The organism is Singulisphaera acidiphila DSM 18658, from assembly GCF_000242455.2.
Classification (GTDB): Bacteria; Planctomycetota; Planctomycetia; order Isosphaerales; family Isosphaeraceae; genus Singulisphaera; species Singulisphaera acidiphila.
The window spans coordinates 3,745,291-3,767,005 of record NC_019892.1 but is presented as its reverse complement, the minus strand read 5'-3'; the positions used below and the strand labels follow the sequence as shown (position 1 = coordinate 3,767,005).

At 63.2% G+C, this 21,715-nt stretch carries 16 protein-coding genes and 1 tRNA gene; 14 read left to right on the top strand and 3 right to left on the bottom strand.

Features of this window, described 5'->3' with window-relative positions; all coding sequences use genetic code 11:
- The first annotated feature begins 242 nt into the window (after positions 1–242).
- The 5 genes from SINAC_RS14735 to SINAC_RS14715 all read left to right on the top strand — a co-directional run bounded on the left by SINAC_RS14735 (position 243) and on the right by SINAC_RS14715 (position 6,346).
- Positions 243–1,199 carry an acyl-CoA desaturase gene (locus SINAC_RS14735; RefSeq protein WP_015246436.1) on the top strand — a complete coding sequence of 319 codons (957 nt, stop codon included), beginning with the start codon at positions 243–245 and terminating at the stop codon, positions 1,197–1,199.
- 461 nt (positions 1,200–1,660) lie between these two features.
- Positions 1,661–1,721: transfer RNA gene (locus tag SINAC_RS39890), tRNA-Gln, on the top strand.
- 246 nt (positions 1,722–1,967) lie between these two features.
- Positions 1,968–3,872, top strand: coding sequence for a hypothetical protein (locus tag SINAC_RS14725; protein WP_015246435.1), 1,905 nt, complete (start codon positions 1,968–1,970; stop codon positions 3,870–3,872).
- A gap of 65 nt (positions 3,873–3,937) precedes the next feature.
- Positions 3,938–5,308 (top strand): glycosyltransferase family 87 protein, encoded by a 1,371-nt coding sequence (locus SINAC_RS14720; RefSeq protein ID WP_015246434.1) that lies wholly within the window; start codon positions 3,938–3,940, stop codon positions 5,306–5,308.
- A gap of 81 nt (positions 5,309–5,389) precedes the next feature.
- Entirely contained in the window at positions 5,390–6,346 is a 957-nt protein-coding gene (locus tag SINAC_RS14715; RefSeq protein WP_015246433.1) for a dockerin type I domain-containing protein, read from the top strand.
- 7 nt (positions 6,347–6,353) lie between these two features.
- Here SINAC_RS14715 and queG read toward each other — a convergent pair whose 3' ends face one another.
- From queG to nth, 3 genes are all read right to left on the bottom strand, one after another.
- Positions 6,354–7,508: a tRNA epoxyqueuosine(34) reductase QueG gene (gene queG, locus SINAC_RS14710; protein WP_015246432.1), complete on the bottom strand. Its 1,155-nt coding sequence runs from the start codon at positions 7,506–7,508 to the stop codon at positions 6,354–6,356.
- 16 nt (positions 7,509–7,524) lie between these two features.
- Positions 7,525–8,436 carry a methylenetetrahydrofolate reductase [NAD(P)H] gene (metF, locus tag SINAC_RS14705; protein WP_015246431.1) on the bottom strand — a complete coding sequence of 304 codons (912 nt, stop codon included), beginning with the start codon at positions 8,434–8,436 and terminating at the stop codon, positions 7,525–7,527.
- Between the two features lie 102 nt (positions 8,437–8,538).
- Positions 8,539–9,225, bottom strand: a complete 687-nt coding sequence (nth, locus tag SINAC_RS14700) for an endonuclease III (protein ID WP_015246430.1) — start codon at positions 9,223–9,225, stop codon at positions 8,539–8,541.
- Positions 9,226–9,526: 301 nt separating this feature from the next.
- Between nth and SINAC_RS14695 the strand changes: the two genes are divergently transcribed.
- The 9 genes from SINAC_RS14695 (at position 9,527) to SINAC_RS14655 (ending at position 21,489) form a co-directional block, all read left to right on the top strand.
- Positions 9,527–11,143 (top strand): HlyD family secretion protein, encoded by a 1,617-nt coding sequence (locus SINAC_RS14695; RefSeq protein WP_020466132.1) that lies wholly within the window; start codon positions 9,527–9,529, stop codon positions 11,141–11,143.
- 72 nt (positions 11,144–11,215) lie between these two features.
- Positions 11,216–12,826 carry a DHA2 family efflux MFS transporter permease subunit gene (locus tag SINAC_RS14690; protein WP_015246428.1) on the top strand — a complete coding sequence of 537 codons (1,611 nt, stop codon included), beginning with the start codon at positions 11,216–11,218 and terminating at the stop codon, positions 12,824–12,826.
- Positions 12,827–12,995: 169 nt separating this feature from the next.
- Positions 12,996–14,741: an efflux transporter outer membrane subunit gene (locus SINAC_RS14685; RefSeq protein WP_015246427.1), complete on the top strand. Its 1,746-nt coding sequence runs from the start codon at positions 12,996–12,998 to the stop codon at positions 14,739–14,741.
- Between the two features lie 31 nt (positions 14,742–14,772).
- Positions 14,773–15,105 (top strand): hypothetical protein, encoded by a 333-nt coding sequence (locus tag SINAC_RS14680; RefSeq protein WP_015246426.1) that lies wholly within the window; start codon positions 14,773–14,775, stop codon positions 15,103–15,105.
- Positions 15,106–15,265: 160 nt separating this feature from the next.
- The gene (locus tag SINAC_RS14675) at positions 15,266–15,961 is read left to right on the top strand and encodes an LON peptidase substrate-binding domain-containing protein (protein ID WP_015246425.1); all 696 of its coding nucleotides are present in this window, start codon (positions 15,266–15,268) and stop codon (positions 15,959–15,961) included.
- Between the two features lie 155 nt (positions 15,962–16,116).
- A complete protein-coding gene (gene folE, locus SINAC_RS14670; protein WP_015246424.1) occupies positions 16,117–16,785 on the top strand; it encodes a GTP cyclohydrolase I FolE in 669 nt (222 codons plus the stop codon).
- Between the two features lie 133 nt (positions 16,786–16,918).
- Complete coding sequence (locus SINAC_RS14665) at positions 16,919–17,677, top strand: hypothetical protein (RefSeq protein WP_015246423.1); 759 nt, start codon at positions 16,919–16,921, stop codon at positions 17,675–17,677.
- A gap of 252 nt (positions 17,678–17,929) precedes the next feature.
- Positions 17,930–18,445 carry a hypothetical protein gene (locus SINAC_RS14660; RefSeq protein WP_015246421.1) on the top strand — a complete coding sequence of 172 codons (516 nt, stop codon included), beginning with the start codon at positions 17,930–17,932 and terminating at the stop codon, positions 18,443–18,445.
- A 65-nt stretch (positions 18,446–18,510) separates the two neighbouring features.
- Positions 18,511–21,489 carry an FAD-binding oxidoreductase gene (locus SINAC_RS14655; RefSeq protein WP_015246420.1) on the top strand — a complete coding sequence of 993 codons (2,979 nt, stop codon included), beginning with the start codon at positions 18,511–18,513 and terminating at the stop codon, positions 21,487–21,489.
- The last annotated feature ends 226 nt before the right edge of the window (positions 21,490–21,715 follow it).

The following is a 21,715-nucleotide window of genomic DNA, read 5'->3' as shown; positions in this document are numbered from 1 at the left end:
TTCGCACAGGCCTGAGGCGAGAGCCACGCTCTTTTTTTTCGAGTGGCAGGCGATTGTCGAGGCTCTCACCGTCCTATATAGACACGACCGAACCTCCGGGTGGGCTCTGGTGCCGGAACGCGGAAGACAGAACGTGAGCCTGGATCGTGGCACCGACCGCTTCAATGGCAGCCGATGAGCATGATCGGCCCACCCCGTCGAACGAGTATCCGCCCGGACTATCCACAAATCGAAGGTTCAGCATGTCCACGACGCTTACCGATCCCGCTCCGCAGAAGATTGCCTGGGCTCCCCTCATTTGGATCGGGGCACTTCACGTGGGTGCCCTGCTCGCATTTGTCCCGGCTTACTTCACCTGGCAGGCGGTTGCTCTTTGCTTCTTCCTGCACTGGGTGACGGGCGGGCTCGGCATCACGATGACGTACCACCGTCTTCTGACGCATCGCAGCTTCGCGACCAGGCCGAAGGCCCTCGAGTACGTCCTGACGGCGATCGGCTGCTGTGCTTCGGAGGGCGGGCCGATTGGATGGGTCTCCGACCATCGCCGCCATCACGCCCACTCCGACGAAGAAGATGACGTTCACAGCCCCAACCGAGGCTTCGGCTGGGCGCACATGTTCTGGTGGATGACGCCCGACATCACCTCGATCCACACGCCCGAGTATTACCAGCGGTGGGCTCCCGATCTTTGCAAAGATCCGGTCCTTCGTTGGCTCGACAAATACTTCATCCTGTTCCCGATCCTGTTGGGAGCCGGCCTCTATGCGATCGGGGGCATGCCCTGGCTCGTCTGGGGCGGCTTTGTTCGCTCGGTCCTGGTGCTGCACTCGACCTGGCTGGTCAACTCGGCCACCCACATCTGGGGCTACCGGTCGCACGAAACCCGTGACAAGTCGACGAACCTCTGGTGGGTCGCCGTGGTGACCTACGGCGAAGGATGGCACAACAACCACCACGCCTTCCAGACTTCGGCCCGACACGGCCTGCGTTGGTGGGAAGTGGACATGACCTACATGACCATCCGCCTCATGTCGTACCTCGGCCTTGCCTACTCCATCAAGATGCCCAAGATTCCCAAGAAGACGCGTCTCGACAACCCCAGCGTGCTCGACGAGCAGGCCGGTAGCGATCCCGAGATGACGACTGTCGTCTCCGGAACGGTCAGCGACGAGCCCGAACTGGCCGTCGCCTCGAAGTAAGCGACGGACCGATTCGGCGTCTGAGAGAAAACCTGAAAGGACGAGGCGCACGTTTGCGGCTCGTCCTTTTGTTTTTTTGCGCGCTGGCTTTGCGCGTCGCAAGCGGTTTTGGTGAGTAGAGGGTTGTATCGAAGGACGACTGGGGCGATGATGGTGCGAGTAAGCGGCCCTAGCTCAACGGCAGAGCAGGGGACTCATCATTTGTTCCTTAAAAAAATGGTGGCGCCGGGGGGTAACCCTCGAACGCGATCCGGGTGAATTGCGGGAAACCTAAACGCTTGGTGTCGAGAGCAGTTTCGCACCAGGAGCATGGCAATCCGCAGCCTAGCCTGGCCGGGCAACCGGTGGCCAGGACGGTTCAGAGACTAGCGGGGTGAGTCCCAACAATAACCCCCGCCGACGAGCGCCCGGCCTCCTCGTTCCTTTTTTTCCGAAAAGGTCGAGGAGGGTGAGATAGTCCAAGCCTCGTGGAAACGCGAGGGGCCTTGAATCCCTTGGTTGCAGGTTCGAATCCTGCGGGCCGCATTTGCCGAAGCTCAAGATCGTGCCGAAGAGTCGCCGCCTCACTTCTTCGAGAGGGGCAAACGCCAACCGGATCGGGTCGGTCCGGACGGAGAGCCACCAGTCGCAACGGGTCTTCGAGATGAATCAGAACCCCTCGCGTCGACGCCGCGAACCGCGCGATGAGCTTGTGGTTGGCTCCGTCGCGCGAGCGAGCAGGTCCTTTTCATGACCGGGTTGGCTCGGTTTCGAGGATCTCGATTTTCCGTGGGTTGGTTCCTGGTCGTGCTGATGGCTCTGGCTCATGGCTGGGCCATCTGGATGGGGATGGGGGGGCGATCGGGCCTGTCAAACGGCTGGCCGATCTGGCGTGACGACCATCCGCTCTATTTCCATAGTGCGCTCATCACACGCCGGTTCTTGAGTCTGACGGGGACCACGGCGGGCTATGACCCCAGCTTCATGTCGGGGTACGCCAAGAGCGTGATCTTCCCCGCTTCATCGACCCTGCCGGAGTTGGTTGTCGCCGTTTTCGGTGGCGACCACCCGGAGTATGCCTACAAGGTTTACGTCCTCGTTTCCGCGGCGCTCATCCCCTGGCTGATTGCCTGGGGGGCGGGTCTCTGGAATGCGCGAGGCAGGGCCGCCTCGATTGCGGTCCTCCTCTTTTTGATCTACGTCTGGACTGATTTTCCGATCAATTATGCCGGGTTCGGGATGTTGCCTTATCTCCTGGCGATCCCGCTTGGACTTGCGGCCACGGGAGCCTTTTGCCGCTACCTGGAGCGGGGCGGGGTGCGCTGGTGGCTGGTCTCGGCGGCCTTGATGGCGGGGGTGGTGTTGGTCCACCTGACCAGTTCCATGGTTGTCGCACCGGCAGCCGCCTTGGCCTATGCTGCTGCGCTTGCGACTCGCGAACGGGTTCCCGGCTCCTTTTCCAGGTCGCGCCACCTGGGGGTCTGGCTGATCCCGCTGGTGGTGCTGGCGGCCAACGCGTTTTGGTGGGCTCCGGGCCTCTGGCTGGCGTCCACCAAGGGGGCGAGTGACTTCGCCTTCGCTCACCCTGAAGGGGTGCTCACGCGGCTTGGCCAGATCGTGACCGTCGAGGCGCCGATCGAGAGCCTGCTCTGGGGGGCGGGCCTTGTGGGGCTTGCCCTGCTCGCCCGCCGTGAGCGGGTCCTTGGGGCGGGGCTCATCGGATTCATCGGGGCGGGCTTCTTTTGGGGTTATCTCGCGGGAGGGCTCCGCTCGCTTGACTTCCTCCAGCCGGGGCGACACACCTACGCCGTTTATACGGGGCTGGCGCTGGCCTCGGCTCTGGGGATCGCCGAAATCTTGAGCAGACTCGCCGGAGCCGGAGCCGGAGCCACCGAGGACCGCCCTCGGCTCGATCGTTGGGCGGTCCTTGGGCTGATCCTCATCGGGCTTCGCCTGTTCGGACCCGCCATGCAGGCCTCGGTGCTTTCTCGGGTGGCGGGGCCTCATCCGTTCCTGGAGAGTCGGCCGTCCGATCGGCTCCTCTGGGTGGTCGGGCACATCCAGCGATCGATGCAGCGCGGCGAGCGCCTGCTGTACGAAGAGGGGGGCTTTGGGCTTCCCGGCATTCCTGACCCGTTCCAGGGAGGCCGTTTCAGCGGCATTCTGCCGTGGAAGACCGGGGTTGAGGTGATCGGAGGGCCTTACCTTCACGCCTCGCTGGTCACGAATTTCACGCAGTTCGGCGAGGGGAAGTTGTTTGGCGAGGCGAACTGGAGCCGCAGCCACTTCGTGCGGTACGCTCGGCTCTATCGGCCGGCGTACATCCTCTGCTGGAGCCCTTGGGCGCGAGGGTTCTGCCGGTCGAATCCCGACCTCTTTGAGGTCCTCGACGACGATGGCACGCTGCTGTTCGCTCGCGTCAACGGCTTTGCCGGTGATACGGTCGAAGGAACGGCCCAGGTGGAGGCGACTCCAGGCGGGCTGGTCGTGCGCGACTGCATGCCTGGGGTTGACGGAACGGTGGTCCTCCGGTATCACTCCGTCCCGTGCCTGAGGACCTTGCCGCCTACCCGGTGGGATCCGGTTTATCTTGAGCAGGATCCGACGCCGTTCATTCGGCTTCGCCCTACGGGTGGCTCGGTCGCTCTGGAAATCAGGTTTCCGCCCAAGAGGGGTCGCGGACCTGGGCATTGACGTGGCCGCACGCGGACCGAGACGAGTTGACGCGTGGCCCCACCTCCACGGAAGGAGTGAGAGCCGTGCTACTTGCCACTCGCGGCGCGGTCGCTGATTTCGATCGCCATTTCCGACGAGCCGTCTGGATTACGGCGCTGATTACCATGGTCGGCGCGGGCCTGGTTTACGCCGACAAGGCCGCCGAAGATCGCAGCGCCTTCATCCGCTGGCGGCACCAGGTGCTCCAGTTCTGGGAAGGCGAGAACATCTACGACGAGATGCGGTTCCCGAACCCGCCGATCTTCCCGATCACGATCTATCCCCTGGTGACACTCCCTCCCGTCACTGGGGCGCTCACCTGGTTCACGATCAAGGTGGCTCTGACCGCCGCTTCGATCTGGCTCTGTTTCCTGATGGTCCGTCCCACCGGAGAACGGACGCTCCCCTCATGGATCCAGGGGGCCGTGCTGCTGCTCAGTCTGAGGCCGATCCTCAGCGATCTCCATCACGGCAATAACAACCTTGTCATCCTGTTCCTGGTGGTCGCAGCGCTCCAAGCCTGGCGGAAGGGTTACGACGTGCTCGCCGGCTTGATCCTGGCGCTGGCGATCTCGTACAAGATCACCCCGGCGCTCTTCGTCCCCTATTTCTTCTACAAGCGATCGTGGCGGACCGTGGGAGCCACCATGTTGGGGATGGTCCTCTTCGTCCTCGTCATCCCCAGCCTGATCATCGGCCCGTCATTCAACCTGCTCTGTTTGAAGACGTGGTGGAACGGGATGATGACCCCCTTCCTGGTCAACGATTTTGTGAGTCCGCAGGAGATGAACCAGTCGATGGTTGGAGTCCTGACCCGGCTCCTGACCGACGCGAAGACGGGGGGCGGTCGGTACGACGTCCACCTTGATCTCAACCTGGTCTCATGGTCTCCGGCCGTCGTGAAAACCTTGCTCAAAGTGCTCTCGATCGGCCTGGTCGGTATGCTCGCCCTGCTCTGCCGGACGAAGACGAGGCGTCGCGACGATTCCAGGCTTCTGGGCGAGTTCGCGCTCATTGTCCTGACCATGCTTTTCGTGTCGGAGCGGAGCTGGAAGCACCACTACGTCACTCTGCTCTTGCCCTATACCTACCTCGTGTATCGGGTGGGGATGCCGGGGCCGAAATGGCGACGGCTGGCCCTGGGCGGGGCGCTCGCGCTTTCGGCGTTCCTGATCGCGTCGACCTCGTCGGAGATTGGCGGCCTCTTCGCGGAGGATCGGGGACATAAGCTGGCGCAGGGGTATGGGATGTTTCTCTGGGCGGGCGTGGTCTTATATATTGCCACGGCTTGGTGTGTTTGGGTGGAGAAGCGTGACGATTATGCCGATTATGCTGATATTGAACCAGTGTCGCCGGAGCGGAGCTCTTCGGCGCCGCACTGGGTGGGGAAAGCTCAGCCGACCATTTCTCGCTGAATCTGCTGGAACCGCTCAGTCGCATCTCTCCCCCTGGTCTGTGTGAACGATTCATCTCGGGCAGTGGCCAAGGAGGGCCTTATGAACCCGTTCAAACGAGCACCGCGCCGACGTCAGCTGCAGGTGCAACCAGGCGCCGAGGCGTTGGAAACCCGAAAACTGCTCACGGGGGGCGCGGGCAATACCTTTGCGATCATCCCCGGCACGATCGATCAGCCGAACGGCACCGTCTCGGTCTCGTTCACGCTTGACCAGGCGCACTTTACTCGACCGAAGGGAAAGGTCGCGCTGGGCATCGACGTGGTTGCGGACCCATCGGGGACCCTGAAGCCCTTGATCACGTCGGTGACGAACCCCCACGGCGAGATCGTCCCGCAAACGATCCACGCGATCTACGACCCGCACGTCAAGCATCGTCAGGTGGCAAACGGTCGGACCACAAGTGCGGTGATTAGCCCGATCGGCTCGTTCCCCGGTGATACCACCGCGCCGGTCACGTACACCGTTCAGGTCCAATCCACGGCCAAGACGACTGGCAAGTTCTTGCTCGGGTTCTACTTGCCCGGCGACGCCAATGGCGACGGCGTGGTGGATAAAGCCGACCTCCAGATCGTTCGCGCCCAGCTTGGCGCCAAGGCGGGCGACAAACGCTACTCGTTCGATGCGGACGCGAATCGTGACGGCCGGATCACCCGGGCCGATCTCGCCTACACTCAGCAAAATCAGGGTGTGAAGACGACGATCAGTCCCGTGATCGCGGCCAACCTCGACACCACCAGCGTGAGCAACCCCGCGGCCCGCACGAACAACGTGCCTACGGCTCGATTCACCGGTACGGCAACGCCCGACGCCGTCATCACGTACTCGAATTCGTCCGACCCCACCCAGACGACGACCACCACCACGGCTGACGCGTCGGGGAACTACACCGTGGTCACCCCGCTCGCTCAGGGGGAGAACGTGTTCCAGGTTGCGTCGGTCGACGTGTTCGGACAGACCATCAAGGGGGCGATCGCGCCCGTGCAATACAGACCCTGAGGCATTCCTACACGCTCAAGGGATTGTCGGAGTCCGCTCGATCCCGCCTGGAGTTCGTCAAGGCCCGTTGGATCGCATCATGCGCCAACGGGTCTTGGTCGTTGCCGTGGGCCTCAAGTGCCTTGACGGCCTCGTCCGAGGCGATCTGGCCCAGCGCCCGGGCGACTGAGGAGCGAATGACCGGATCGGCATCGTCCAGCAAGGCCGAGAGTGCCGGCACGGCCGAGGCCTCCCCACTCGCTCCGAGGACGGCCGCCGCATTCCGGAGCAGCCCGGAACGCTTGGACCGCGAGAGCGCCGTGCCTTTGATGGCCCTGGAGAACGTGGCCGGATCTTCGGTCAGCCAGTCCAGGAGGTTGGGGTGGGCCCACGCTTCCCCCGGGTCAAGTGCCGGCTCTTTACCGGCCGCCGCCTTGCGGTTCCACGGGCAGACGTCCTGGCAGACGTCGCAGCCGAAGACCCAGCCGTCGAGCTGCCCTGCGACGTCGTCGGGGATCGGTCCCTTATGCTCGATCGTCCAGTAGCTGATGCATCGCCGGGCGTCGAGTTGATAAGGGCCGGTGAAAGCGTCCGTCGGGCAGGCGTCGAGGCAGCGGGTGCAGGTCCCGCAGTGGCTGGACTCGTGGGGCGGGTCGTATTTCAACTCGAGATCCAGCAGCAACCCGCCGAGCAGGGTGAAGCTGCCGAGTCGGCGGTTGATCAGCATCGTGTTCTTGCCGACCCAGCCGAGCCCAGCGAGACGCGCGAAATCACGTTCGAGCAACGGGGCCGTATCGGCCACGGCACGGCCGCGCAGACCCGGTTGCTCGACCTTGAGCCAGTCCAGGAGGGCTTCGAGTCTGCGCCAGAAGACCTCGTGGTAATCGGCGGCTCGGGCGTAGCGGGCGACTTTGCCCTGCGTCGGACCCGCCGGCTCGGGTGCAGGGCGGCCGTAGACGAAGCTCGCGACGACGATTGATCGAACGCCCTCGAGCAGCCGGTCGGGATGGGCCCGGGCTTCGGCCTGGCGTTCGAGGTATCCCATGCCTGCCGCATGCCCCGCCTGGAGCCACTCCAGGTAGTGGGGATAGCTCGAAGGGCTCACGGCCGGCGCGATCCCGACCTGGTCGAAACCGAGTCGCATGGCTTCAGCCTTGAGGCGAGCCGTCAGGTCCGGTTCCATGGCAGGTCTTTCGGCGTCAGGATTGCCGCAATCCGACCGAGTCTTTCACACCGAGGTTCTCGTAGATCCGTCGGGTCGCATCCGACCGGTTCAAGGTGTAGAAGTGCAACCCTCGGACGTTATTGTCGAGCAGGTCACGGCATTGCTCGGTCGCCCAATGGATGCCCACCCGCTCACGGGCCTCGGGGTCGTCACCGCAACGATCGAGCGATTTCAAGAGCCGGGCCGGAAACCGCGCACCGAGGGCCAACTCGGCCATGCGGCTGATGTTGGTGTCACGCGTGATCGGCATGATGCCGGCGAGGATCGGCACTTTGATGCCCGCATACTCGCAGCGCTCGCGGAAGTCGTAAAAATCGGCGTTGGAGAAGAAGAGCTGGGTGCAGATGTAGTCGGCACCGGCATCGACCTTCCGCTTCAGGTGATCCATCTCGTTCAGCCGGTTCGGCGTGGCGGGATGCCCCTCGGGAAAACCAGCGACGCCGATTCCAAAGCCGCGCGGGTTGGCCTCGGAGGTCCGTGACTTAATGAACGCGACCAGCCCATCCGCATACTGGAAGGCGTCGTTGGCGCGGTTGTAGTCGACCAGGTTACGCGGCGGGTCACCGCCGAGAGCCAAGATATTCTCAATCCCCGAGGAGGCGTAACGGTCGAGGATCGAGGCCAGATCATCCATACCATGGCAGACGCAGGTCAGGTGCGAGACGGCCGTCAGATTCGTCTCGCTCTGGATCCGGATGACCAGGTCGTGCGTTCGCTCGCGGGTCGAGCCCCCTGCCCCGTAAGTGACCGAGACGAACGACGGTTGCAGGACCTGGAGCTGTTCAATGTTGCGGAACAGGTCACTGGACGACTTATCGGTCTTGGGCGGGAAGAATTCAAAGCTAAACGTGGTGGGATGAGCTTTGAAGATATCGAGTATATGCATGCTGATGCTCGTCCCTGATCTTCCGGAGCTGGCCACGATGCGATGATCTCAAGACAGGATAACCGGGGCAACCTGGGAATGGGAGTCTAATTCGCGGGCGGGTTATTCGCGGACCCGTTTTGAACCCGAGGGTTTCACTTCCCGCTTTGGACAGATCGCGGCGATGGCGCATTCGTCACAGCGGGGGCGGATCGCCACGCAGGTTCGTCGCCCGTGCTCGATCAGGCGGTGGCTGAAGTCCACCCATTGCTTGCGCGGAATGATCTGGACGAGGTCACGCTCGATCGTGATTGGGTCGCGGCCCGTGGTCAGGCCGAGCCGGAACGAGAGCCGTTTGACGTGGGTGTCGACGACCACCCCCGACGCGATCGCGAACGCATTGCCGAGGACGACGTGAGCCGTCTTCCGGCCGACGCCCGGCAAGGCGGTCAGCGCATCGAGTTCGCGAGGGATCTCGCCGCCGTGCAACTCGACGACCAGGTTTGCCATCGCCACAAGGTTCTTCGCCTTCGCCCGGAAGAAGCCGGTCGAATGGATCAGCTCCTCCACCTCGGCGAGGTCGGCCTGGGCCAAGGTCCGAGGGTCGGGAAAGCGGGCGAACAGCGCGGGGGTGACCATGTTGACGCGCGCGTCGGTGCATTGGGCAGAGAGGATGGTCGCGACGAGCAACTCGTACGGATTGCGATGGACCAGTGCGCACTCGACCGTCGGGTAGAGCTGAACCAGGGAGCGAACCACTTGCTTGGCCTGGAGAGTGGGATCGTCATTGGGCTGCGGGAGCCGAGGCATCGCGTTGCGTCCTCTCACCTGAGCTGAGGCCTTGTTCGGGCGCTGAGGTCATGATCGTAGCCGGTCGCCCCAACCTGTCAATCGCTGCCGGACTTGCGGGATGCGACCCGGTTGTCCCCAGTGACAGCGGGCGGGGTCGTACCGCGCGAGTCCGGCCTGAGAGTTGCCGTGAATTCCCGATCGCTTGGCGACAATGGTAGCCGGCTCTACTACAATCCTAACGGGAAGGCCAGGGTTGCGCCTGGCTGGCGATGAGGTCGATTTGCGGCGCTTTCGGATACCGAGAGGGGCATCGACTGGAATGGCAGATTCGCTTGATAAAGGCCCCGACACGCCGGCCAAAACGACGGCTTCTTCCGGGACCCATGAACCATCGTCCGTAGCCCCGGCCCATCCGGTGGCAGAGGCGACGACCGTGCCCCCTCCCGGCAAGCCGACGCGTCCCGCGTCGCCCTGGCGGAAACGGATCTTCCTGGCGGCGGTTTTGGTCGGCTTGATCGCCGGGGTGATCGCGCTGATCCCGATGATCCGAACGGCCCTGGATACGGTCTCGACCGACGACGCCTACATCAACGGCCATGTGACTTTCCTGGCGCCACGCGTCGGCGGCCAGGTGGCCCAGGTGCTCGTTGACGACAATATGAGGGTGAGACGAGGGGATATTCTCGTCCAGCTCGACCGGGAACCTTATGAGGTTCAGCTTGCAATCCAGCAAGCGGTGGTCACGGCAGCCGAGGCGGACCTGACCGCGGCGCAAGCCATGGTCCGTGGCGAAGTGGCCCAGATTCGAGCCAATCGATTTCAACTGGCTCGTTCCATCGAGACGGTCAACACCAAGATCGCCGAGCTTCGGTCGCAGGTGTCAGCCCTCAACAGCCAGAAGGCCACCCTGGACCTCGCCCGGGCGAACTTCAGACGAGGAGAGCAACTGCTCCCGGGTGGGGGGATCAGTAAGGAAGATGTCGACATGCGCCGCCAGGCGGTCAAGGTCGATGAGGCGAACGTCGACCAGGCTCTTCAAACCATTTATGCGACGCGGGTGGGCCTCGGCTTGCCCGCCAAGCCGCCGGAAGGAAATGACCTCAGCCAGACGCCCCCGGACCTCGTCGAGAATTTCTCGGCCGTGCGCCAGTCCTTGGGGATCTTGCTCCAGAGCGCAGCCCAGCTCGGCTACTCGCCCAGTTCCTGGAATGCGACGCCGAAGCAGGCGATCGAGGAGTTCTACAAACTCGACCCGCAAGGCAACCTCGAGCGGATCTATGCACGCCTGATCCCCCAGGCCCCCGCGATCAAGCAGGCCGAGGCGAAGCTACTCCAGGCACGACGTGCCCTGGATAAGGCCGAGCTGGACCTACGCTACTGCGACGTCGTGAGCGAGATCGATGGCGTGGTCACACGCCGAAATGTCAATCCGGGCAACAATGTTCAGGCGGGCCAGAACCTGATGGCCATCCGCTCTCAGTCCGAAATCTGGGTCGACGCCAACTTCAAGGAAACGCAACTGGCCGACCTTCGGATTGGCCAGCGCGTGCGCTGCGAGGTGGATATGTACGGCCGTAAGCGAGAGTTCGAGGGGCGAATCACGGGCTTCACCATGGGGACCGGTCAGACCCTCTCTCTGCTCCCCCCGCAAAATGCGACCGGCAACTACGTCAAGGTGGTCCAGCGCCTCCCGGTCCGGATCGAGTTCACGAACCTTGATCCGGAGAAGACACCCCTGTTTGTCGGGCTATCTGTCGTCCCGTACGTCTATTTCAAGGAGCCCGCAACGGGGCCGCTTGCCGGCGAGATCTTGCAGCCCGCTCGACCACTCCCCAAAGGTCCCCTCACTGACCAATCCCACATGAATTCGAAGCCGGCGGAGGAGCCCAAGCCTCCTGCCACGACTACGCCCGCTCCTGCTGCTGCGTCGCCATGATTGGATCGCCGGATTGAGGAAGGCGATAAGTTACGCGTTGTTCCCCAGTCCGCAATCGAGGACATATTCCGGATGAGCAGCGCGGCCCTCGTCTCGACCAAGACTCAACGTCCGCCGGTCAACCCCTGGATCGTCGCTGCCGCAGTCGTCGTGCCCACCTTCATGGAGGTCCTGGATACGACGATTGCCAACGTTGCGCTCCGGTACATCGCCGGCGGCCTGTCGGCGTCGGTCAATGACAGCGAGTGGGTGATCACCAGCTATCTGGCAGCCAATGCCACGATCTTGCCGATCTCGGGCTGGTTGTCGAGCCGACTCGGCCGTCGGAACTACTTCTTGATCTCGATCGCCGTCTTCACGATCGCGTCGGGACTCTGTGGCACGGCCAGTAGTCTCGAGGAGCTGATCCTGTTCCGGGTGATCCAGGGGTTGGCCGGTGGCGGGCTTCAGCCCTCCAGCCAGGGGATCCTGATCGACGCCTTCCCGCCCGAGAAGCAGGGGTCGGCCATGACCCTGTTTGCAATTGCGGGCCTGATCGCGCCGGTGATCGGTCCGACGCTAGGGGGCTATCTCACGGTCTTCTACGAGTGGCGTTGGATTTTTTATATCAACATCCCGGTCGGTGCGCTCGGTTGCCTGGCCTGCTACCTGGTGGTCGAGGATCCCCCTTACCTCAAGCAGATACGGGCGGATCTGCGCCGGCGGCCGGTCCGTTTCGACTATCTCGGGCTCAGCCTGCTGATCCTGGCCGTGAGCTGCTGGGAGATTCTTCTGAGCAAAGGGCAGGAGTGGGACTGGTATGCCGATCCCACCTGGCGGGCGCAAACGATGGCGATCATCTTCGCCGTGTCGCTGGTGTCGCTGATTATCCACGAGTTGCGAATCCCCGACCCGGTGGTCAATTTTCGGCCCTTGGCCGACCGTAATTTCGCGGCCTGTAGCATGATCGTCTTCTCCGTTTATGGGGTTCTCTACGCGACGTCGACGACCTTGCCGGGGTTGCTCCAGACCTTGTTCGGCTACGATGCTTATGCGTCCGGATTGGTGCTTTCTCCCTCGGGGATCGGCTCGGTGGCGATGTTGCTGGTCTCCGGGTTTCTCCTGGGTCGAGGCACGGATGCTCGCTGGCTGATTCTGGCGGGCCTGCTCTTGATGGCCGCCGGGAATCGCTGGATGGCGTCGATGAACCTGGAGATTAGCCCATCGCTCGTCATCTGGCCGCGGGTGGTGACGTTCATGGGGATCTCGCTCATCTTCGCCCCCCTGACCGTCGCGGCGTTTCAAGGAGTCTCTCAGCAGATGCGCGGGGCGGCAGTCGGGCTCTTTGCCCTGCTCCGGAATGAAGGCGGGAGCGTGGGGACCTCACTGGCCAAGACCCTGGTGCAACGGCGTTCGCAGTTCCATTCTGCGCGGGTCGGCGAGTTCCTTGACCCCTTGAATCCGCAAGTTCAGGACTTCCTCAACCAGGGACAGTCCGCCTTCATCCGGGAGACCGGCGACCCGGCCGGGTCGTCGTTGATGTCTTTGCAAGCCTTGGACGCCTTGAGAGATCAACAGGCGACCAGCCTGGCCTATTTCGATAGTTTCTGGTTTTTTTCGATGCTTTCGCTATTGCTCGTCGGCCTGGTCTTTTTGATGAGACCGTCGGTGGCCGAAAAGGGGGCCCACATCGGAGCGGAATAGGGCACGAGCGGGTCTGATTTTTCGGCCGACTTGTGGGTCTTCGTCGGAATACCTTCAGTAAATTAAGTGGGGTGTGCCGATAGTCCTGATGGTAAGGACTGTTCTGGATGGGAGGCAGGCGAACGTTCGCCACTCAGCCCAAGAACGAATCGGCATGGGGACCCAACTCATGGATGGGCGACTCCCACTCTGGTCGGATGATCGTGGGAGCGTGCGGCGAGGCCGACAAGCCTGGTCGACTCCAGCCGTCCTGTTGGTCGCTCTTGTGGTTGGAAGTGGTTGCGGAACCACCAGCCTCAAGGAGTACGTCCACAACGGGCTCAAGCTCGGCCCGAACTACGGGCGCCCGCCCGCGCCGGTGGCCCCGGCCTGGATCGAGGCCGAGAACCCGGCCGTCCGGAACGCTCCGCTCGAAAGCGACGACTGGTGGTCGGTCTTCAGCGATCCGACGCTCACGACGCTGATCCAGCGGTCCTATGAGCAGAACCCGACTCTCCGTGTCGTCGGCGCTCGTGTTCTCGAAGCCCGAGCGGGCCAGGCGATCGCCGTTGGGAATATCTTCCCCCAGTCGCAGCAGGCGCTTGGGTCCTATGCTCGGGTCAATCTCAGCCCCAATCTTCCTCCGTTCAATTCGCTTGCCGCGGCCCTTCCGGCCAACTCGGTCCCGTTGTCCTTCTCCAACTGGTTCTTTGGCTTCAACCTGAGCTGGGAACTTGATTTGTGGGGTCGGATTCGGCGCAACGTGGAGTCGACCAATGCGACCTTGGATGCGTCGGTTGAGGACTACGACGCGGCCCTGGTGACCTTGTTCGCCGACATCGCCTCGAACTACGTGCAGTATCGAGTGTCCCAGCAGCGGATCAAGATCGCCCAGAGCAATGTTCAGATCCAGGAGCAGGTCCTCTCACTCGCCGACCAGAAGTTCCGGGTCGGGACGACGACCCGGCTCGACGTCGAGCAGGCGAAGACCGTTCTGGAGCAGACCCGGTCGACCATCCCGGCCTTGCAGATCCAGTTAGGCCAGGCGAATGACGCACTCTGCATCCTTCTCGGGACCCCCCCGCACGATCTTGAGCCGGAGCTGGGACCGGGCGCCGACCTCGGCGGGTCTCCGGTCCCGAACACACCGACCTGGGTCGCCACGGGGATCCCGGCCGACCTGCTCCGCCGCCGCCCTGACATCCGGAGTGCCGAGCGGCAGGTCGCGGCCCAGAGTGCCCAGATCGGCGTGGCCGAGGCCGACCTCTACCCCACCCTGTTCATCAACGGAACGATTGGTTGGGACGCTGAAGACTTCTCGAAGGCCTTCTCCACCAAGAGTTTCCTGGGCCTGTTACTACCTGGCTTTCGCTGGAACGTTTTGAATTACGGGCGGATCCAGAACAACATCCATCTCCAGCAAGCACGGACCGAGGAACTGATCGCCACCTATCAGAGTCGCGTCCTGTCGGCCGGGCGCGAGGTTCAGGTCTCGTTGCGGGGCTTTCTGAGGTCTCAGGAGCAGACCGAGTCGCTCCGACGTAGCGTGGAGGCGGCGGCCGCAGCCAGCCAGGTGGGGCTCTCGCAATACAAGACGGGCACGATTGATTTCAACCGGGTCTTCAACCTGGAAACGACGCAAGTCCAGCAGCAGGACCGGCTGGCGACCGCCCAGGGAGAGATCGCCCTGAACCTGATTTCGGTCTATCGGGCTCTGGGGGGTGGCTGGGAGTATCGCTTGCGGGAGGCGGAGACACCGGCCACCATGCCTGCGCCGCCTTCTGCTGTTGCGACTCCGGTTGCTGCTCCCAGACCGGCCGCTCCGCCCGAACCGGTGCGCATCCCTGAAGGTCTCGACGACCCGAGTCGACCGTCGCCCGTCGAAGAACCTGCTCGCCCCGAGCCGGCCGATGCTCTGCCACCGGCTCTTCCCTGACCGCCGAACCCGAACGAAGATGGAGCGGCCTATGTTGGTGCGAAAATCCGGTATCGGGATCGTCTTGATCGTGATTCTGGCGGGTTCCCCGGCCTTTGGGGGAGGCCCACGGATTGAAAGGGTACCGGCCTCGCCCCATGATTTCTTCCACCGGCTCGGACCGGTCGGCGGTTGGAATCCGGACGGCGGCGGCCTGTTTCATTGGTGGAACCGCGACTGCTTCGCCACTCCCTGCACCCCGGACGATTACTGTCGCAAACCCCTACCCCGCCTTCACTGCCCGCCTTGCCGGGCCGGGGTCGACCATGGCCACGGTCACACCGCGAACCACGGTCGACCGATCTACTACGACGGGGCTCCTTGATCGCGAGCCGACCCTGGGCGGGAACCCGCCGACTTGCCGCACGCGACCATGTTACTAAGATTATGTGGGTGACGGTTGCTCTGCGAGGCTGGAGGCCAAAGCCGAACCCATCGAGTTGGAACCGGTTCTCCACTCCTGTTTAATTGGCGGGACTCGAACGATGGCCGATGACGGTGACCTGAGAGCGTTCCGCAACGTCTGCCGGCTTTTCCCTCTCCCTGGCCTCGTCTTTTTTCCGCACGCGATCCTGCCCTTGCATATCTTCGAGCCGCGCTATCGCCAGATGACCGAGGACGCCCTGGCCGAGGGTGACCGGCTGATCACGATGGTTCAGCAGCGTGACGACGCGCCCGAGCCTGCGGTCGGAGTCCCCGCGATCGAGGAGATCGCGTGTTTGGGCCGGATTATTCAGCATCAGCGCCTTCCCGACGGCCGGTTCAACATCCTTTTGCTGGGGCTGAAACGCGTCCGGCTCACCCGCGAGATTCCCACGGAGAAACTCTATCGATTGGCCGAAGCCGAGACCCTGGAGGACCGGGATCTTGGCCCTGCCGAGGGGGATCACCGCCGGAACGACCTGCACCATTTGTTCGGAGAGGTCGTGAGCCGAACCGGACCCAAACCGAACGATGCGGATCTACTCGCGATCCTCGAGACCTCACTTCCCCTTGGGCCGCTTACCGACCTCGTCGCCTATACCCTGGGGCTCCCGGTGGAGGTGAAGCAGCGTCTTCTGGCCGAGGCCCGGGTGGCGCATCGTGCCGACGCCTTGATGGAGATTCTCGGCCGAATCCTCGCTCACCATCCGGGCGAGACCCAAGGGGCGAGCTTCCCTCCCCCGTTCAGTTCGAACTAGCCGCGCCTCGTTCTTGATTTTCGCGGCTTGCGGACTTAGAATAGGGATTCCGAATTTTTACGGAACTAGAAAAGCTGCCTTGATTTACAGACGTCGCGAAGTCGGTCGAATCAGTCGCGACCCGCCTCGGTGACTACCTGCTTGAGATTGTGATCATGTCCGAGGCTTTTCCGTCGGAACGCAGTGCCTACGATTGCGGAGATGGTGCGTTCGACGACGACAACGAAGACGAGAATGCCAGCGTGTCCGAGACCAAGATGGACCTCGAACGTATCCGAGGCGCGGTTCGGGAAATTCTGATCGCCGTGGGGGAAGACCCCGACCGTGAAGGACTTCGCGACACGCCGGACCGGGTCGCGCGGATGTATGCCGAGGTGTTCCGAGGGTTGCACCAAGACCCGAAAGTTCACCTCCAAAAGCTGTTTACCCAGAAATATGACGAGATGGTCCTGGTCAAGGACATCCGGTTCGAGAGCTTTTGCGAGCATCATCTCCTGCCGTTCATCGGTCAGGCGCATGTGGCTTACTTGCCCAATGGCAAGGTCATCGGCCTCTCGAAGATTCCTCGCGTGATCGACGTGCTCGCGAAGCGTCCGCAAATGCAGGAACGCTTGACCGAGGACGTGGCCGATCTCCTCATGAAGGAGCTCGACGCACGCGGAGTGGCCGTCGTGATCGAGGCCAGCCACAGTTGCATGACCGTTCGCGGGGTTCACAAGCCAGGCAGCTCCTTCGTCACCAGCGCAATGCGGGGTGCCTTCAAGGAGCGGCTTGCGACGCGGCATGAAGTGCTCTCGCTGATCTTCGGCGGCAAGCCGACCTGATTGAGTCGGCTGCTGGGGCGTCGACGCCGTGTTCGCCTTTTTTTATGCCTCGCCGACGTAAGACGCTCGGCCTGGGCCGCCTTAGCGTGAGAGTTGCTCCGAGAACTGGCGCCCTTACGAGCGAGTCCAGGCGATGCCAATCCCGACGATCCCGCTGCTGGCTGATTTTGCGATTCGCCTGGCGTGTGGCCTGGCTTTGCTGCTGCTGGCCACCCCTTGGCGGATCGTGCCCCCCTCGTTCTTCCGGACCCACTCCCAAATTATCCTCGGTCTCCTCGTTCTTGCCGCCCTCGATATGTCGAGGGCGGGCGTGAATGTCCCCGCTGGGGTCGTCATCGGCGCGGCGGTGCTTGCGTATCTCGCCACGGTGACGTGGGGGCTTGGTCTCCCTCGCCTGGCGCTGCCGACGACGAGCGTCATCGTGCTCGCCACGGCAGGCATTCTGGTCGCGGTCTCGCGCGACGCTCGGGCCGAGGCCTGGGCGCTCACCGCCAGCGGCCGGCTGGCCTCCGCGTTTCTGATGGGCTCGACGTTCACGGCGATGCTGCTCGGGCATCACTATCTCACGGCGCCTGCCATGTCGATCTCGCCGCTCCGGCGGTTCGTCAAGTGCATGGCCGGGGGACTCGGGATCAGGGCGTTCGTGGCCGGGCTCAGTCTCTGGTTTTGGCTCAATGGCCCTCCTGGCTCGAACCTTTCGGCGGGCGTCTCGCCCCTCTTTCTGACGATCCGCTGGGGAATGGGATTCGCCGGCCTCGCCCTGGCCACCGTAATGACCTGGAAAACCGTGGAGATCCGTTCCACGCAATCGGCGACCGGTATCCTCTATATCGCGGTCATCTTCGTTCTGATCGGAGAGTTGACTTCATTATGTTCCCCTGCAATGGGGTGATCGTCGCCCAGGGCTGGCTGGCTGAACTGAAGAGAGCGGCGAGGTCGGCGGTCTATCTCGTGGGCGGGGGGGAACGGTAAACTCGAAAGGGTCGCGAAGGGTCGCTGGATTGGGGTGTGAGAGGGTCGTTTGGCGGCGCTTTGGGGCGATCGGCCGATAACGATCCTGGGTCGGGGCAGCGCGAATCCTCGGTTGTGGCAGCGGCTCGATCCGGGGCGCGGCCGCGATCCAAGAAGAGAATAAGGGCGGCCGATGGAGTTGACGTATCAGTGTCCGAACTGCAGTGCGGTGGGCGAAGCCTCGCCGATTGAGTCGATCCCTTCGGTGACTTGCGGAGGCTGTGCGCTGAAGCGTGACATGCATCCCGGGTCGACCGAGAACGGGGCGTTGAAGTCGTGCGCCTGGTGCGGGACCGAAGACCTTTACATCCAGAAGGACTTTCCCCAAGGTCTCGGGCTCATGATCGTGATCGTCGGCTTCGCGATCAGTACGGTCTTCTGGTATTATGAAATGCCAGTGCTGACGTACGTGGTGCTTTTGGCCTCCGCCCTGCTTGACATGGCGCTGTTTTATCGTGTCCCCGACGTCACGATCTGCTACCGCTGTCTGGGCCAATATCGTGGGATGGGATCGAATCCGTCCGGCCGCTTCAAGATGTTCGACCTGGCGATCGGCGAGCGCTATCGGCAGGAGCGGTTGCGAGTGGAGCAGTTGAAAGGCGAGCGGGCTGCGGCCGATGCCGCGTCCTCACCCGAGAGAGCGGGCTGAACTCTGGCGAATTCGACTCACCGTATCGAACGGTTCTTCGGACTGTTTAAGGACGCGGCCCAGCCTTGGATGAGCGGCGAGCACGGATTCACGACGACCTGCGCGGAGTCATCGAGGGCGAGTTGCTATTCAAGCCACTCGAACGCGCCAATTATGCGCATGATGCCAGCATTTATGAGATCGACCCCCTCGGGGTAATCGTCCCTCGGACCGAGCAGGATGTGGCGACTGCGGTCCGATACGCGGCGGAGAACCAGATCGCCGTGCAGGCGCGCGGGGCGGGGACCGACCCGTCGGGCGGGGTCCTGGGCGCGGGATTGGTCATCGACTTCAGTCGCCATTTCCGGCGGATCGTTTCGATCGCCGCCGAGAGCGTTGTGGTTCAACCGGGCGTGGTGCTCGACCATTTGAACGCGCAACTCGCGCCGATGGGCCGACGACTTGGGCCCGACCCCGCCGGCTCCGAGTATTGCACGATCGGCGGGATGATCGGCGTCGACGCCGTGGGCCCTCGTTCGCTCCGTTGGGGGTCGACCGGCGATTACGTGGAACGCCTCCGTGTGGTCTTTGCGCACGGCGAGGTCGCCGAGGTCGGTCGCGAACCCTGGCCCGAGTTCGACGACGACGCAATCGACTTCAAGGGGGTCGTCGTCCGCAAGCTCGGAGCGCTGGTACGGCATAATAGTGAAATGCTCATGCGTCGGATTGCGCCGGTCCCTCGCAATCGCGCTGGCTACGCTCTGGGGCGTTCGGCGACGACTTCATGCATCGATCTAGCGCGATTGATCGTGGGCTCGGAAGGGACCCTGGCCCTGGTCACCGAGGCGACTCTACGGACCATCCCGATCCCCGCCGCGCAAGGGGTCGCGCTCTTGCCGTTCGCGAGAATCGGTGACGCCGCCAAGGCGGTCGTCAAGTGCCTGGAGGAATCCCCGTCTGCCTGTGACCTTTACGACTGGCGGACGCTTCGCCTGGTGCGTGACGCCGTGCCGGCCTTTCGCGACTGGATTCCCGAACTGGCCGAGTCGGTCCTGATCGTCGAGTTCGAAGGTGACGATCCGCACGAGGTGGGCGGCCGGATTCGCCGCTTGACGGATCGGATGGTCCGCTCGCGTTTGCTCGTCGCCGATCCGATCGAGGTCACTCGCCGCGCCGAGGCCGAACGCTTGCTCAATCTGCGCCGCGTGGTCGAGCCTCTTCTGATGCGGATGAAAGGGCCCGCTCGTCCTGTTCCGTTCATCGAAGACGTGGTCGTTCCTCCCAAGGCGCTACCGGACTTCCTGCAACGTCTGCAAAATATCCTCAAATACCATGACGTGAGCTGGACCCTGGATGCTCAGGCCGGCCTCGGCCTGCTGCGGATTCGCCCCTTTCTCGATATCGCCGACCCGGGCGACCTGGCCAAGCTCGAGCCGTTGGCGACCCAGGTCGTCGAGGCGGTGCTCGACCTGGGAGGAGCGATCTCGGGGGCCCACGGCTGCGGTCTCGTTCGGACCCAGTTCCTGAGGCGTCAGTTTGGAGATCAGGTCCAGGTCTTTCGCGAGATCAAGGATGCGTTCGACCCTTTGAACGTCCTCAACCCTGGCAAGGTCATCGGCGATGACCCGCACCTGATCTTGCGCAACATCAAGCCGATGCCGCCTTCGGTTTCCGACGCCGAGGAGGAAGCCGAAGCGACTGCGGATGAGGGGACCGCGGTCGTCCCGTTGATTCTGCCCGTGCTCCGCTGGACCGATCGCAGCCCGATGGAGACGGCCTCGGCCTGCAATGGTTGTGGCGCCTGCCGGACCTCCGACCCGTCGGCGCGAATGTGCCCGACGTTCCGGGCCCTTGGCTCGGAGGCGGCCACACCGCGCTCGAAGGCGAATCTCATCCGCCAGTTGATGGCCGGGACGATCGACCCCAAGCTGTGGGGGACCGAAGAACTTCGCCAGAATGCCGACCTGTGCATTCATTGCAATCTTTGCGCGAAGGAGTGCCCGTCAGGCCTTGACGTCTCCACCTTGATGCTCGAGGCGAAGGCGGCGTACGCCGAGAATCACGGGTTGCCCCAGATGGACTGGATGCTCTCCCGCGTCGACCTCTGGTCGCGCGTGGCGAGCCGCTTCCCGATCATCAGCAACGCCCTCTTGAACAATGGGGCGACGCGCTGGTTGTTCGAGCGGCTCTTTGGCCTTGCCAAGCTCCGGCGGCTGCCGAAAGTGCATCGAACCCCGTTCGTCCGTCGTGCGGCACGGCTCGGGCTGGCTCGGCCGAGGCCCCAGGCGCCTGGTCCTCGGGTCGTCTACTTCGTCGATGTTTATGCCAACTACTTCGATCAAGAGTTGGCCGAAGCGGCGGTGGCGGTGCTCCATCAGGCCGAAGTCAACGTCTATGTGCCTACGGCTCAGCGTGGCTCGGGGATGCCGGCCCTGGTCGCGGGCGATATCGACCATGCCCGCGACTTGGCGTTGGCGAACCTTCGGGTCCTCGGGAATGCGGTTCGCGACGGCTACACGGTCGTTTGCTCCGAGCCGACCGCGACCTTGATGCTCCGTCACGAGTATCTCAAACTGACCGACGATCTCGACGCCGCGCTCGTGGCTGCGAACACGCATGACCTCGGCCAGTATCTCGCCGGACTCGATGCGCGGGGACAACTTCCCGCGCCCAAGCATCCGCTCCGCGCCCGGGTCGGCTATCACCAACCCTGCCACCTCCGCGCGCTTGATGTGGGGACTCCGGGACTCGACCTGATCCGGAACATCCCCGAACTCGACGTCGAATTCATCGATCGTGGCTGTTCCGGCATGGCGGGAACGTTCGGTCTGGCCCGCGACCATTTCCGGACCTCCCTGCGCGCTGGGCGGCCCTTGCTGAACCGGCTTCGCGACGTCGACATCGAGATCGGCTCTACCGAGTGTGGGGCCTGCCGAATGCAGATGGAGCAAGGAGCGCCCAAGCGGACGCTGCACCCGGTCAAACTGCTCAGCATGAGCTACGGCCTGAACCCGGCCCTGCTCCGCCACTTTAAAGCCCCCAAAGCTCGCCACGAAGTCTCCTGACAGATCGACAGATCGACTTCAACTGCGGTTCTTGGGTTGACGCTTTGGGGCACCGCGGCTATCTTGCCCGCCGATTGTCCCGTCAAAAGTCATGTCCAGATTCCAACGATTGTCACCTCGCGGATCCGAACGGGCGGCGTATTGCGTCGCCACTTGACTGTTAACCCGGTCGCGTTCGGAACGCATCGAATAACGCCAGGGACCTTGACGCTTTTCGGAGCGCGAA